Here is a 15,665-nt window from a genome sequence, read left to right as displayed (position 1 = left end):
GATACCCCATTTTTTATTCTTTACTTTCAAAAAAGAATTCATATTGTATTTTATATAATTCATCATCCGTTGGTTCTTCAAGAGGTGTTGCTTGTAATACAACCGTATACTCACCATTTGGAATAGGAATTTGAAATTTATTTGAAAGAATACTTGCTACAACGATACATTCATTTTCAACTGTAAAAGGAACTGTAACCGTTCTAATTACTTCTTCTTTCTCAATATGTTTCCCTAGGGTCACTTTTACTTCACAAGTATAATCAGAAAGTGCTTCAAAAATAACAGTTCCATCTGCCTTCGCATAACCTCTTTCAAAATCTTCATCCGTCCAGTCAACGTAAGGTTGATCACCGTCATAGTTCATCAACATTAATTGCGAATACGAAATTGTTAACTCCATCGTTCCCTTCTCCTTCATTATGAAATATGCAACTACTACTTTACGTCAAATTTCACACGCGTACCATCTGGGTATTTATCTAACTTATTTCCTACCCAAGAGCCTGCTCCGCGGTTATCGGCTGGACTTATATATTCAATATGCGCTCCTTTTCCGCCTTCTTTACACATCGCCATTGGCCATTCATCACGATCATACCCTTTTTTTGATGGGTATGGAGCTAACGATAATTTTCTTCTATCCGCAGCACCACCACGGTCGATTGTACAAACTTCTGAATGTCCTTCTTTTATAGCATCCGTAATATGTTTCCCTGTCTCTGGATATCGATCTTTCGGAAATTCTAGAACTTGATCATACGCATTTGTTTTTTTAATACTTGTTTCCTCTGGAACAAGCACTTCATACATCGCTACTACAATAGAAAGAATTGCAATAATTGAAATGATAATACCTTTTAATTGTTTCATGTATACCTCCGTGATTCTACCTGTTTCTTTTCCTCAGTTATCACGCATTAACGAGCAGTAAGACCCCCACCTCAAAATTCAGCGAAAGCAAAGAAGTTAGGTGGGGGATTAACTGTCCGTAAAAGCCCGATTGGTGAGGGCTGATAATCAGTGGTGGATGAACAAAACCCCCACTGATTAAAGTTTCACTTTATTATAACAAACTTATCCTGTATATGTTTTCAGACATTATTTTAGCTCTTCTTCGCCATTCCGCCAAAAACTCTCATTTTTTTTCATCTTTTCACTAATGCTGTAGAAAACTAATAGCCTTCCGACATTCTTTTTCAAAGGAAGTCCTCATAAAAGATTGAAATGATATATACGATACTTTTTGGGGAGGAAATATCATGGAAGCTACCTATAAAACGAAAGATGTGACGAATAAAACAGGCATCCCAAAACATATAGTCCGCAAATATAGTCAACTGTTAGAGGAACATGGTTATATAATTTCCAAAACAGCTGATGCTCGTATTTATAAACTTGATGATTTAAAACTATTGAAATCTATACATGAAAGAGCTGCTACATTGCAGGAAGATATTTCAGAAACGATACCAATTATTTTAAAAGAAAAAGAGGCCCCACCTGTACCAGTTATACAAGATACGCAAGAAATACAACCGAAAGAAAAAGAAGATGGGCGTAACTTCGAGGAGTTCATGTTAAAACTTGAAATGCTCGCTCAACTAAATGAAGCCATTATTCATCAAAATTCTACCCTTATTACCCAAAATCGTTTAAAAGATGAAAAGCTAGATGAGTTGATGCAACAAGTTTATGTAAAAGAAGGATCTCAAGAAAAAATGCTACAAGAGTTAGTGGATCATGCCGCTCAAACAGATGCTCTGCAAAAAGAAAAGATGGACTTATTAATGAATCATATGTATAAACGAGAATCTAAACAAGAAGAAAAAATGAATAAACTCGTAAATCAAATTTATAATAAAGATAGCAACCGTGATGCACAACTTATGCAAGTAATTCGCGAAATTCAAGAAACAAAAAGATTAGTCGCCGCCTCAAAAGAACAAAGCTTTTTCCAATCATTTAGAAGTTTATTTAGCCGAACAAAACAAGAAAAAACAACTGAATAGCATAATATATTTTTTCTAATATAAAATAAAAAGTTACCTTCTATCGGTAACTTTTATTCCTTATTTCTTACAGCTGGCAATATAATAATTGCTTCAGTCCCTTTCCCACTTTCGCTTTTATATTCCAGCGTACCATTATGCGCTTGTAAAATACTAAATGTTACCATTAGTCCTAATCCTGTCCCTTTTTCTTTTAAAGAATAATACGGTTGTCCGAGCCTTGCTAATTGTTCTTTCGTCATCCCAACACCACTGTCTTTAACTCTTATTACAATCGTTTCATCTTTTTGCATAGCCGTTACTTTTAAATATCCTTTATTTCCTTGAATTGCTTCAATACCATTTTTAACAACATTCATAATAGCTTGCTTCAATTTCGTTTTATCACCGATCGTATAAAGACTTTCAGAAATCTCAACTTGCAAATATACACCTTGCATCGCTGCAAATGATGACATAAGAGTTGTCATTTCTATTAATTGAGCGGATAAGCAAATATGTTCTTTTTTCTCAATTTGTGGTCTTGCTAAATTTAAATAATCTGAAATAATTTGTTCTGCCCGGTCCAATTCAGCTAATACGAGACGCATATAATCCTTATTCTTCACATCTTCCGTACTTTCTAGCAATTGAATAAAACCACGAACAACAGTGAGTGGATTTCGAACCTCATGTGCAACACTTGCTGCTAATTCACTTACAATATTAAGTTTCTCTGACTTTTGCATCTCTGTACGTAGTATTGCATTTTCATTTAAATATTCTGTTAAGTACACCTGAAATACCATTGTCATAACCATAATAAGCGAAGCAAATATATATCCGCTATATAAGTGCGAAACATATGGTGTAAATCCCGTTTCTAACAGAACGTTAATCATACCAATCACTAAAGAAACAAGTACGTACAATGATGAAATCATAAATGCTAAAATTAGCTTCTTATCCCTTGAAAATAGAGACCATTTCTTTGATAAAAATAATGGAACTATCAATAGAAATATTACTTCTATGACTGGAAGAAGGTTTATGCCCTTTAGCACCCATTCATAGACAACAAAAATAACGGCCGGGATTAAACCAACAATCCCACCATATAAAAAACCACTAACAATTGGGATTGGGTGAAAGTTATACCCGCAAACGTCCCCAAAACAAATAGAGTATGTCATAGAGAGAACGAGTGTAATGCTAGATAAAAACATAATAAAGTAGCGGTTCGGCTTCGGAGGCATTTCTTGATAACGATTTAAACGAATCGCTTCGTATAAAAATAGTGGCAAAATAATGATGGCAATTTGGATCATTAAATCACGGATAAGCTCCATAGCCTCTCATCCCCTATATGTATTTTGATATGATTATATCATTTTACAGGTTTGTTTGTTTTAAAATTTTGATTTTTCTTAACATATTTGTTAATTCTTTGTTAACAACACATAATAATTGTTACAGATTTTCGAAATGAATGTAAACCCTGTACCAAATTTCTGCCCGGCAGTATACAATGAATACGGATTACAAAGAAAATAAAAAATACTTCATAAGACGGACAACTATAGCAAAATACAGCATATAATCCATACTATCTATGTTTACAAATAAGTGATCATTATTTTAGTAGGAGGAAGATAAATATGGCGGGTACTACGCTTGTTTTAAAAGAAGAAAATTTGGTCGTTCTAGAAAACGTTGAAAAATCAGTGTATGAAGAGTTACAGCATAAAACAGGAGAAGAAAATTGCACATGCGCTGTGAATGAATCAGTTGTTCACCTTGGCAAAGTATCCTCTGTACTTTGGAATGAAGATGAAATAGATTGGGAATACGGATATTAAAAAGTCGCTTACAGCGGCTTTTTTTCTATTATCCCTCTCTTTCTACATACCATATACGCAAGCGAAATGATAGAAAATATGTTAAAATGAACTTAATTTTCAAACGGAAGAAAGGGAGATACAATGGAACAATTCATTAACCCTAGAGTAAAGGACATCCAAATTTCTGGAATCCGTCAATTCTCTAACATGATTCAAAACTATGATAATCTTATCTCTTTAACAATTGGACAACCTGATTTTCCTACACCTTCTCTCGTAAAAGAAGCGGCAAAACGGGCTATTACAGAAAATTATACAAGCTATACACATAACGCTGGTTTACTAGAATTACGCAAGGCAGCTTGTAACTTTGTAAAAGATAACTACGATTTACATTATTTACCTGAAAACGAAACCATCGTTACAATCGGTGCTAGTGAAGCAATTGATGTTGCATTTCGAACGATTTTAGAGCCAGGAACAGAAGTCATCTTACCTGCCCCTATTTATCCAGGGTACGAGCCGATTATTCGATTATGCGGTGCAACCCCTGTATTTATAGATGTTCGTGAAACTGGCTTCCGTTTAACAGCCGATGCACTAAAAAATGCCATTACAGAAAAAACAAGATGCGTCGTACTGCCGTATCCTTCTAATCCAACTGGTGTAACTTTATCAAAAGAAGAACTACAGGATATTGTAGATGTTTTAAAAGATAAAAATATTTTCGTCCTTTCTGATGAAATTTATAGCGAACTTGTATATGAACAAACACATACATCGATCGCTCATTTCCCAGAAATGCGCGAAAAGACTATCGTCATTAACGGTTTATCAAAATCACATTCTATGACTGGCTGGCGTATCGGTCTATTATTCGCACCAAACTATTTAGCTGGGCATATATTAAAAGTTCATCAATACAACGTAACGTGCGCTACTTCAATCGCTCAATATGCTGCAATTGAAGCATTAACAGCTGCTAAAGATGCACCAAAAATGATGCGTCATCAATACAAAAAACGCCGTGATTACGTATATAATAGACTCACTCAAATGGGCTTAACAGTTGAAAAACCAACAGGTGCATTTTACTTATTCCCATATGTTGGTCATTTAACATCTTCATCATTTGATTTTGCACTTGATCTTGTGAAAGAAGCTGGACTTGCCGTCGTTCCCGGAACAGCATTCTCTGAATATGGGGAAGGCTACCTTCGCTTGTCCTATGCGTATAGTATTGAAACTTTAAAAGAAGGCTGTGACCGTTTAGAAGCCTTTCTACAAAAAAAAGCTAAGAGTTAAACTCTTAGCTTTTTTTTGCATAATGATCGCAAGTTTGACGCTTCAATAATTTATGCGGAATAATGATACACTTTGCAGTAGACTCCGCATTCTCAACTTTATCAACTAAAGCTTTTGCTGCCTCATATCCTAGCTGGTATATATTCACATCAACTGTCGAAAGTGGCGGACTCGCAATTTCTGATAATAAAGCATTATTAAAGCTTACAATTGAAACATCCTTCGGTACAACGAATCCTTTTTTAGAAAGTGCACTTAGCACACCAAGTCCAATCAAGTCATCCGTTGCCATAATTGCTGTCGGTGGTTGCTTTAGCGCCATTAATTCCTCCACAGCTTGTTGACCACTCTCTCTTGAGAAATCAAAATGTAAAATATACTCTTTTGGTAATACAATATCTGCTAATTTTAAAGCATCACTCATACCAGCCAAACGATCTCTCGTTACAAGTAAATCTGATCCACCGCCGATGAACGCGATTTGTTTATGACCTAATGAAATCAAATATTCTGCTACTTCTCTTGCAGCTGTATAATTGTCATTATCTACATATGTAATTTCTTCTTTACGATCATATGGTTTCCCGATTAATACGAACGGGAAATTTTGTTTATGTAAATATTGAATAATCCGATCATTCTCTCTTGAATATAAAAGAATAATACCACCAATTTGGCGCCCCTGCACCATCTTTACAACACCATTAAAAATTTCATCTTCCGTTTCACCTGTCGACATATAAAGTGCATACCCTTCCACATGTGCAAACGAACTAATCCCTCTTATAACTTCTGGGAAAAACGGATTTTGAAAAGCTTTACTTGCAGAACTTGGCATAACAAGGCCAAGTGTTTTTGTTGTTTGGTTAGCTAGGTTTCTTGCGTTTAAATTAGGATGATACCCTAGTTCACTCATTACTTTCCGAACACGACGCTTTGTTTTTTCACTTATACTTGGATTATCAGCAATTACACGAGAAACGGTAGATGGTGCTACATTCGCTTTCTTCGCCACATCTTTAATTGTAACTGTCATAAAAATCCCCCTCCTTTCACTTCTCTGCCATTTTATATATTTTCATCTTGCACCCGTTGCAAGTAATAGGGGAAGTCATAAACTTTCATTGATTCTATCTTGTAAAACCTATCATATTCTCCCTCTTCATGTATTGTAAGGGATAGAGCTCTTTTTTCCTATACTATAATATACTATTTATTTCACTTCTTTTCATATGGGATGTCAAATCTCTTTTCATCTCCCTATAAAATGTTTTATAGGAAGATGAAAAGAAAAATGGGACATAATGTCCCATTTTTCATCCTTTCGTACCTCCAGCAGTTAAACCAGAGATAAAGTATTTTTGTAGTGATAGGAATAAAATTGAAATTGGGATTGCAATCAATACGGAACCCGCTGCGAACGTTGTAAATTCATTCCCAAATTTCTTCGCCACCATTTCATATAATCCAACTGCTAACGTATAATTTTCTGGTGTGCGCAAAATAATACTCGCTAAAATAAAATCTGTAAATGGGCCGATGAAAGTAAATAACGCTACAACCGCTACGATTGGCTTTGCAAGTGGCATAATGATTTGCCAAAAAATACGGAAATGTCCTGCTCCATCCATACGAGCTGACTCATCCAATTCTTTCGGGATCGTATCAAAATACCCTTTCATAAGCCATGTATTCATTGGAATTGCCCCGCCTACATAAATTAAAATTAACGCAAGGTGCGTATCAATTAATCCTGTTAACTGTGCTAATACGTATAAAGCGATTAACGCTGCAAAGTTTGGAATCATTTGCAAAATTAAAAATGTTAACAAACCATTTTTTCTTCCAACAAAACGGTATCTCGAAAATGCATAAGCAGTAAAACTAATTGCTAACACTGAAAAAATCATCGTTAAAACACTTACTTTTAATGTGTTTTTATACCATAGTAAATAATTACTATTCTCTAAATCTAATAACTTACGATAATGATCTAGCGTTGCATTTTGCGGAATAATACTTGATCCAGATAAACTATCACCCGGATTAAACGATGAGCCAATAATCCATAATAATGGATAGAAAATGATGGCACACATTACGAAAATAACGAGATAACTTAATGAGAGACGTAACATCTTTTGTCTTTTAATATTCATTTACATCATATCCTCTTCTTGGAATGATTTTGTTCTCTTAAATTGCCATAACGCAACTGTAATAACGATTAACGATAAGATCATTGTAAGAGCTGCTGCTTTTCCGTACTGCGCGGAAGTCATCGTTAACTTATAAATCCATGAAATTAAAATATCTGTTCCACCTGCGTCTTGTCCAGCTACAGCAGGACCTCCGCCGTTAAATAGATAGATGATACTAAAGTTATTAAAGTTAAACGTATATTGCGTAATTAATATTGGTGCTGTTGCATATAGAACAAGTGGCAATGTAATTTTACGAAACTGTTGCCAAGCTGTAGCTCCATCTACTGTAGCCGCTTCGTATAATTCTCCTGGAATCGATTGCAGTATACCTGTTGTCATTGCAAAGACGAACGGGAATCCAAGCCACGTTTGAATCATAATTAAAGCAATCTTCGCCCAAAATGGATCTGTCATCCAAGCAATCTTTTCAATTCCGAATAAAGCTAATACTTGATTGTTAATTGCTCCAAATGTTTCATTAAACATACCAGAGAAAACAAGAATAGATACGAATGCTGGGACCGCCCACGGTAAAATGAAGATTGTTCGAATAATCGCCTTCCCTTTAATACCAGGCTGATTTACGATAATCGCTAAGAAAATACCAAGCGCAACTTGTAATGTCGTTGCAACGAATGTCCAGATGACAGTCCAAGAAAATACACTTAAAAACGTTTCTCTCCACATCGGTAATGTAAAGATATCAATAAAGTTTTTAAACCCTACCCAATCTACTAATTTAGCTGGAGGAGAATGATATAAATCATAGTTCGTAAATCCAATTAAAATTACGAAAATGATTGGAAATACAACGACAAAGATAAGTAATAAAAACCCTGGTGAAACCATTAAATACGGAAAACCTTGGTCTAGTAAATTACGGTATTGCTCTTTTACAGAGTTTAACGGTGTTCCTATATCCCGTTTCTTTCCGTTTTGGTATGCATCATATAAATTAAATGCATATATTCCGAGTCCAAACACGATGACAATGAGTGCCAAGATTCCTTCTACTAATAGAAAGACAGAATGGTCACGTGGAACTTCTGTACCAAGCGTTACAATTCCCCATAATCCCATATTTAATAAATCCGCAAAGGCTACAATAAATGAACCTGTTAATACTAGAAAAATAAGACCTTTTACAAATTGTTTATTATACATTTGGCCCACGCCTGGAATGATTGATAACATGGTTGCCATTTTCCTATGTTTTGAACCGTTTAAGCCGTTTGCTGGTTCCATAGATGTTTGCATGTTCCTTCCCCCTTTTTTCTTGGGAGAGAATTCGTGCCCCTCATATTAGAGACACGAATTTCACCTTATTTTTTCTTACTATGATTTGCCTCAATATTACCTTTAATTTGCTTCACTGCATTATCAAGTGCTGCCTTTGGTGCCTCTTTATCCGTAACAACTAATTGAAGCGCATCTCCAGCTGGTTTCCACACTTCTTGCATTTCTGGAATGTTTGGCATTGGAATTCCATTTTCAGATTGTGTTGCAACTGCTTTTGCAGCTTCGTTATCTTTAATAATTGGATCTTCCATTACTGCTTTTACTGGAGGAATTTCTTTCGTCTTCTCAAATCGAATTTTTGCGTTTTCTTCATTCGTTACCCATTCAGTGAACTTTGTAGCTAAATCATTTTGTTTAGAGAAACTTGTTACATGCCATCCTTTAACCCCAACAAACGTTTTCATTGGTTGACCATTTGGTAATTTCGGCATTGGAGCAACGCCATAATCAATTCCGTTCTTTTCCATTGCTTGGAACGCCCAAGGTCCGTTCATGATAGATGCTGCTTTTCCTTCATTAAATAGCCCATCAGCAGCAGGTCCACCAGATTCACCGATAATACCTTTCGGGAATAACTTTTCTTTGTACCATTTTTGAAGATACTCAGCACCTTGTACTGCTCCGCTATTATTTAATCCAACATCACTTGCATTTGGCTTTCCATCTTTTTCACCAAACACATAACCACCCATACCTGCCATGAATGCATTAGCAAAGTAGAAGTTATCTCCTAATGCTAAAAATCCGTACTTGCCATCTTTCGTAAATTCTTTTGAGAAGTTAAACAGCTCGTCCATCGTTTCTGGTGCTTTTGGCATTAGTTTTTTATTGTAAATAAAGACTGGTGTCTCAATTGCTTTTGGTAAACCATATAATTTTCCGTTATATGTCTGTGCTTCTATTGATGAATCAGTAAATTTACTCTTTACAGCATCATCAGCTTTCACTTCAGAAAGTAAACCTTCTGTTACTGCATTTCCGATTTGATCATGTGGCAATGTTACAACATCTGGTCCCGTCCCCGCTGGTCCATCAAGGCGTAACTTCTTCACTTGATCTGTCATTTGCATTTCAACAACTTTTACTTTTACTTTATATTTTTCCTCAAAGCTTTTCACTGCTGGTTCTAAACCAACACCTTTTTTCTCATCTTCCCAAACGAGAAGATCGTAATCTTTCTTCGCTTTACTTTCTTCTTTTTTCCCTGAATCTTTCGGTCCACATGCAGATAACATACCAATTGATAATGCTGAAACCGTTAATAATGATAATGCTTTCTTCATCCCAAAAACCTCCCTGAATTGTATATGTACCTTACTGATTGAAAACGTTTGCATTTAATATTTTAATAGAAGCGCAAACAATATCTCAATCTATGAAAACGTTTGCGCTATTTGTCTATCATTATACATTCTTTTATTCATTTTGCAAATATTAATTTTAAAATATTATTACTACACTCTTTATACATTGACTTTATACGAAATGAATACTACTCTTATAAGCAATATTAAAGCTATGCAAAAAGCAATCGTTTGCAACATATGCTTTATTATTATACTTAAGGGAACAATATGCATAGAGATAGTAAAGGGGGATTTTTTATATGCTTAAAGACGCCATCTATCATAGGCCAAAAGATAATTACGCATACGCTTACGATGAAAAAACGATTCACATCCGAATACGTACGAAAAGAGACGATGTTCAAAGTACCACTCTTATTTATGGTGATCCTTATGAATGGACAGACGGGAAGTGGATTTCTTCAAGTGCACCGATGAAAAAAACCGGTTCTACTGCATTATTTGATTATTGGTCCATTTCCATCGAGCCAAAATTTAAGCGCTTACGTTACGGATTTGAATTAAAAGCGGAGACAGAAACGCTTATTTATGCAGAACGTGGATTTTTTTCCAGCATTCCAAATGATGACGTTGGTAACTTTTTCTGTTTTCCATTTATTCATGCAAATGATGTATTCAAAGCACCTTCCTGGATTAAAGATACTGTTTGGTATCAAATTTTCCCAGAACGGTTCGCTAATGGCGATCGTACGCTGAATCCAGAAAACACCCTTCCTTGGGGCAGCGCTGAACCAACTCCAACTAATTTTTTCGGCGGAGATTTTGCTGGTATTATTCAAAACCTCGATTACCTTGTTAAGCTTGGAGTTTCGGGAATATATTTCACACCTATTTTCAAAGCACATTCAAATCATAAATATGACACAATTGACTACATGGAAATCGATCCGCAATTTGGCACAAAAGAAACATTCAAAGAACTCGTTCAAGCATGTCATACACATGGTATAAAAGTAATGCTCGATGCCGTATTCAATCACAGTGGATACTTTTTCGATAAATTTCAAGATGTACTAGAAAATGGTGAACAGTCAGCATATAAAGAATGGTTTCATATTCATGAGTTCCCAATTAAAACTGAGCCACTTCCGAACTATGATACTTTTGCGTTTACACCGTATATGCCGAAATTAAACACTGCACACCCGGATGTAAAAGAATACTTACTTGAAGTAGGGCGTTATTGGGTAAAAGAATTCAATATAGACGGGTGGCGCCTTGATGTAGCAAATGAAGTCGACCATAACTTTTGGAGAGAATTCCGAAGGGAGATAAAAGCATTAAATTCTGAAGTATATATTTTAGGAGAAATTTGGCACGATGCACTTCCTTGGCTACAAGGAGATCAATTTGATGCTGTAATGAGCTATCCGGTTACAAACGCTCTACTGTCTTACTTTGCTAACGATTCCATTAAGGCAAATGAATTCATGAAACAAATTATAGAATCTCTACATTCCTACTCTATGAATGTAAATGAAGCAGCATTTCATTTATTAGACAGCCATGATACACCAAGAATATTGACAACATGTAACGGAGATAAAAATAAATTAAAGTTACTTTATGTATTCCACCTTTCTTTCATCGGCTCTCCTTGTATTTATTATGGAGACGAAATTGGTATGGATGGCGGTATGGACCCTGATTGTCGCAAATGTATGGTTTGGGATACGAAAGAACAAGATCATCTATTATTTACACATGTACAAACATTAATTTCGTTACGAAAGCAATATAAAGCATTTGGAGGACATGGTACTTTCCAATTCATTGAAGCAAATGATGAACATAATTATATTTCTTATACAAAAACATATAAAGATGAAACTATCTTTTTCGTTTTAAATCCGACTAATAGTGATATTACAGCTTCACTGCCTCTCCATGTTACTGGAAAGAAAATCATTAATATTTATACAAACGAAGAATTTTCAGCGGAAGCAAGTGTATTACAAGTTACACTTCCTCCATATGGATTCTCCATATTAAAATGGTAATCAAAAAAATCCTTATACCAAAGTGGTATAAGGATTTTTCTTATTTCAATTTGAACACCATTGCTTCATACGGACGTAATGGTATGTTTTCTATCGGTCCATTCTCTACGTCGTAATTGTGTATAAATAACTCTGCTTCACTATAAGTAATGTCCTCAGGCAATTCAAATACACATTCTTCTGCAGTAAAGTTTGCAATAACAAGAAGTTTTTCTTCCCCATACGTTCTTACATATGCAAAAATAGATGGATTATTCTCCAATATTAAATCATATGATCCATACACAACTATTTCATTATTTTTACGTAACTCAATTAATTTTTTATAATAATAAAAAATTGAATCTTTATTTTGGATCGCTTGTTTCACATTAATTTCTTTGTAGTTAGGGTTTACTGTAATCCAAGGTTCACCTGTTGTAAATCCAGCGTGATCTTTGTCATCCCACTGCATCGGAGTTCTAGCATTATCACGACCCTTTATATAAATAGATTCCATTATTTTTTCTATATCTTCACCACGGTCTATCACTTTTTCTTTATACATATTTAACGTTTCAATATCTCGATATTCATCAATCGACTCAAATCGGACGTTTGTCATTCCAATTTCTTCTCCTTGATAAATATACGGTGTTCCTTTCATCATATGAAGCACCGTCGCTAACATTTTCGCAGATTCAATGCGATACATTCCATCATTACCAAAACGAGATACAACGCGAGGCTGATCATGGTTATTCCAATACAGGCTATTCCAGCCTGTATGTTCTAATGCTTTTTGCCACTTCGTTAAATTCTCTTTTAAAGTAAGGAGTGAACATGGTTTTACATCCCATTTTCCGCCTTCTCCTGAGTCTAAATCCATATGTTCAAATTGGAATACCATCTGCAGTTCTTTTCGTTCTTCCCCGGTATACAATTTCGCTTCTTCTGTCGTTACACCAGGCATTTCACCAACCGTCATAATATCATAATGAGACAATACTTCTTCATTCATTTCATGTAAATATTTATGAATGTTTGGACCGTTCATAAAATGCTTATGACCTGAAACATACCCCTCTTCTTCTGTTTCAACAGCTGGTAATCCCTCTTCTTTAGAAATAAAATTAATAACATCCATACGGAAGCCATCAATTCCTTTTTCTAACCAAAACTTCATCATTTCATAAACATCTTGCCTTACCTTTTCATTATCCCAATTTAAATCTGGCTGTTTTTTAGAAAACAGATGTAAATAATATTCATCTGTCATTTCATCATACTGCCATGCTGATCCACTAAACGCTGCTCCCCAGTTATTCGGCTCTTTTCCTTCTTTTCCAGGGCGCCATATATAGTAATCTCTATATTTATTATCTTTTGATTTACGTGATTCAATAAACCAATTATGTTCATCAGAAGTATGATTCACAACTAAGTCCATCATAAGTTTCATATTACGTTCATGCATTTCATGTAATAGCTCATCCCAATCTTCCATTGTTCCGAACTCATTCATAATTTTACAATAATCACTTATATCATAACCATTATCATCATTTGGAGATTCATAGACTGGTGATAACCAAATTACATCAATCCCTAATTCTTTTAAGTAATCTAACTTTGAAATAATACCGCGAAGATCCCCGATACCATCACCGTTGCTATCCATAAAGCTACGAGGATAAATTTGATATACTACACTTTCTTTCCACCACTGTTTTTCCATTATGCTACCCCATTTCATTCATAATTCGATTTTCTCTTTTTAAGGCGCAAACGTTTTCATTAATGAATGATAACAGATTCTATCTTAATTTAAAATAGCGCTTACAACTTTTATTCTTATTTTTCTAAGAAAACATACGAAATTTACTAATATTCTTCCAATTTATGAAAACGTTTTATTTTTTTGTTTATTTTTTGAATCTATTCGTTTATAATGAACTCAAAGAAAACGTTTGCATAATTATTTCTAGGGGGAAATACCATGGCAGAACTGAAATTAGAAAACATTTATAAAATATATGATAATAACGTAACAGCTGTAACAGACTTCAATTTACACATTCAAGATAAAGAATTTATCGTATTTGTCGGTCCTTCTGGATGCGGAAAATCTACAACATTGCGAATGGTGGCTGGACTTGAAGACATTTCAAAAGGAGAGTTTTCAATTGATGGTAAGCTAATGAATGATGTCCCTCCAAAAGATCGCGATATCGCAATGGTCTTCCAAAACTATGCTCTATATCCACATATGAGTGTATATGATAATATGGCATTTGGATTAAAACTTAGAAAAATACCAAAAGATGAAATTGATCGTCGTGTGAAAGATGCAGCAAAAATTTTAGGACTGGAACAATATTTAGATAGAAAACCGAAAGCATTATCTGGTGGACAACGTCAACGTGTTGCGTTAGGGAGAGCAATCGTTCGAGACGCGAAAGTGTTCTTAATGGATGAGCCATTATCTAACTTAGACGCTAAATTACGTGTTGCAATGCGCTCAGAAATTTCTAAGTTACACCACCGCCTTGGAACAACAACAATTTATGTAACGCATGATCAAACTGAAGCGATGACAATGGCTTCTCGTCTTGTTGTTATGAAAGACGGAAAAATTCAACAAATCGGTACTCCAAAAGAAGTATATGAAACACCTGAAAACATTTTTGTTGGTGGATTTATCGGCTCTCCAGCGATGAATTTCTTCCGTGGTAAATTAACTGAAACCGATTTCGTTATAGACAATGCTGCAAAAATTAAAGTAACTGAAGGAAAAATGAAGATATTACGTGAACAAGGCTATGTAAATAAAGACATTGTTTTAGGTATTCGTCCTGAGGACATTCATGATGAACTATTATTTTTAGAAGCTTCACAATCTACTGCCTTCACAACAAAAATTGAAGTTGCTGAGTTATTAGGTGCTGAATCTATTTTATATATGAAACTTGGAAATCAAGATTTTGCAGCACGTGTTGATGCAAGACATACATTTTCACCTGGTGACCAAATTAAACTAGCATTTGATATGAATAAAGCGCATTTCTTTGATAGTCAAACCGAACAACGCATTCGTTAAAAAATAATTTTCATACAAAAAAACCGTCCACATATATTGAGGGCGGTTTTCACTATTATACGAGGGCTTCTACTGTATGAAATGATTGTCCTTTCGTGCTAATAATACCGAAAATCGGTAAGTCACTTAGCACCACTTCTTCTTGCTGTTTCATAAAAGATGACGTTAATTGTTTTATCTCTATCCATACGTCATTAATACAAAGTACATTGGAATCGTTCTCTTGTTGGCGTGAAAATATAGAATCTATTTTATATAAACCAGCATTTTGAAAAAGCATATCAATGCGACTGAATGCATTCAAAGTAATGCTGATTACGCGTTGCCAATCTCCTTGTTTTTCCATATCATAGGATACAAAAAGTGCTTCTCCGCCTAGATTCGTAATTTCCTCCACTGTTGCTTGTCCACTTTCTTGATCGATGTCCGTCACAATTACTTTTGCGCCTTGTTTAGCCAACAAAAGAGCTGTATTACGTCCAATACCGATGCCACCGCCAGTTACGATAGCAACTTTTCCTGCAAGCTTCATTTTCATTACCCCTTCTATAAGTCTTACCGTCATTCAGTATACTCCTT

The 15,665-nt window shown here is 35.0% G+C and carries 14 protein-coding genes; 5 read left to right on the top strand and 9 right to left on the bottom strand.

What is annotated here, in order from left to right; all coding sequences use genetic code 11:
- Positions 1-13: 13 nt before the first annotated feature.
- The gene (gene comJ, locus PDK19_RS03650; RefSeq protein ID WP_000424014.1) at positions 14-403 is read right to left on the bottom strand and encodes a competence protein ComJ; all 390 of its coding nucleotides are present in this window, start codon (positions 401-403) and stop codon (positions 14-16) included.
- 35 nt (positions 404-438) lie between these two features.
- Positions 439-873 (bottom strand): DNA-entry nuclease, encoded by a 435-nt coding sequence (gene nucA / locus PDK19_RS03645; protein WP_049111162.1) that lies wholly within the window; start codon positions 871-873, stop codon positions 439-441.
- A gap of 389 nt (positions 874-1,262) precedes the next feature.
- Here nucA and PDK19_RS03640 point away from each other — a divergent pair, with 389 nt between their 5' ends.
- Complete coding sequence (locus tag PDK19_RS03640) at positions 1,263-2,012, top strand: DUF3967 domain-containing protein (RefSeq protein ID WP_000388461.1); 750 nt, start codon at positions 1,263-1,265, stop codon at positions 2,010-2,012.
- Positions 2,013-2,065: 53 nt separating this feature from the next.
- Here the strand turns inward: PDK19_RS03640 and kinB are convergent, their stop codons facing one another.
- Positions 2,066-3,340 carry a sporulation sensor histidine kinase KinB gene (gene kinB / locus PDK19_RS03635; protein ID WP_000420388.1) on the bottom strand — a complete coding sequence of 425 codons (1,275 nt, stop codon included), beginning with the start codon at positions 3,338-3,340 and terminating at the stop codon, positions 2,066-2,068.
- 309 nt (positions 3,341-3,649) lie between these two features.
- On the opposite strand from kinB, the gene PDK19_RS03630 reads away from it, so the two are divergent.
- Together PDK19_RS03630 and PDK19_RS03625 are read left to right on the top strand one after the other, a co-directional pair.
- Positions 3,650-3,850, top strand: coding sequence for a hypothetical protein (locus PDK19_RS03630; RefSeq protein ID WP_000929285.1), 201 nt, complete (start codon positions 3,650-3,652; stop codon positions 3,848-3,850).
- 123 nt (positions 3,851-3,973) lie between these two features.
- Positions 3,974-5,137: an aminotransferase A gene (locus PDK19_RS03625; protein WP_049113003.1), complete on the top strand. Its 1,164-nt coding sequence runs from the start codon at positions 3,974-3,976 to the stop codon at positions 5,135-5,137.
- Positions 5,138-5,141: 4 nt separating this feature from the next.
- Here the strand turns inward: PDK19_RS03625 and malR are convergent, their stop codons facing one another.
- The 4 genes from malR to PDK19_RS03605 form a co-directional block, all read right to left on the bottom strand.
- A complete protein-coding gene (malR, locus tag PDK19_RS03620) occupies positions 5,142-6,173 on the bottom strand; it encodes a maltose operon transcriptional repressor MalR (RefSeq protein WP_000219039.1) in 1,032 nt (343 codons plus the stop codon).
- A gap of 280 nt (positions 6,174-6,453) precedes the next feature.
- Positions 6,454-7,296, bottom strand: a complete 843-nt coding sequence (gene malD / locus PDK19_RS03615) for a maltosaccharide ABC transporter permease MalD (RefSeq protein ID WP_001022608.1) — start codon at positions 7,294-7,296, stop codon at positions 6,454-6,456.
- On the bottom strand, positions 7,297-8,598 hold the full coding sequence (gene malC, locus PDK19_RS03610; RefSeq protein WP_001194989.1) for a maltosaccharide ABC transporter permease MalC: 1,302 nt from the start codon (positions 8,596-8,598) through the stop codon (positions 7,297-7,299).
- Between the two features lie 65 nt (positions 8,599-8,663).
- The gene (locus PDK19_RS03605) at positions 8,664-9,923 is read right to left on the bottom strand and encodes an extracellular solute-binding protein (protein ID WP_000709930.1); all 1,260 of its coding nucleotides are present in this window, start codon (positions 9,921-9,923) and stop codon (positions 8,664-8,666) included.
- 323 nt (positions 9,924-10,246) lie between these two features.
- Between PDK19_RS03605 and PDK19_RS03600 the strand changes: the two genes are divergently transcribed.
- Positions 10,247-12,007, top strand: a complete 1,761-nt coding sequence (locus tag PDK19_RS03600) for an alpha-glycosidase (protein WP_074567408.1) — start codon at positions 10,247-10,249, stop codon at positions 12,005-12,007.
- A gap of 40 nt (positions 12,008-12,047) precedes the next feature.
- On the opposite strand, the gene malL is transcribed toward PDK19_RS03600, so the two are convergent.
- Entirely contained in the window at positions 12,048-13,724 is a 1,677-nt protein-coding gene (gene malL, locus PDK19_RS03595) for an oligo-1,6-glucosidase (protein ID WP_000415190.1), read from the bottom strand.
- A 261-nt stretch (positions 13,725-13,985) separates the two neighbouring features.
- Between malL and PDK19_RS03590 the strand changes: the two genes are divergently transcribed.
- Positions 13,986-15,086, top strand: a complete 1,101-nt coding sequence (locus tag PDK19_RS03590; protein ID WP_000818924.1) for an ABC transporter ATP-binding protein — start codon at positions 13,986-13,988, stop codon at positions 15,084-15,086.
- A 55-nt stretch (positions 15,087-15,141) separates the two neighbouring features.
- Here PDK19_RS03590 and PDK19_RS03585 read toward each other — a convergent pair whose 3' ends face one another.
- Entirely contained in the window at positions 15,142-15,651 is a 510-nt protein-coding gene (locus PDK19_RS03585; protein WP_000218418.1) for an SDR family NAD(P)-dependent oxidoreductase, read from the bottom strand.
- Between the last annotated feature and the right edge of the window lie 14 nt (positions 15,652-15,665).

Origin of the sequence: Bacillus cereus group sp. BcHK124, from assembly GCF_027712065.1 — a bacterium.
Lineage (GTDB): Bacteria > Bacillota > Bacilli > Bacillales > Bacillaceae_G > Bacillus_A > Bacillus_A pacificus.
This window is presented reverse-complemented; position numbering and strand designations above follow the sequence as displayed.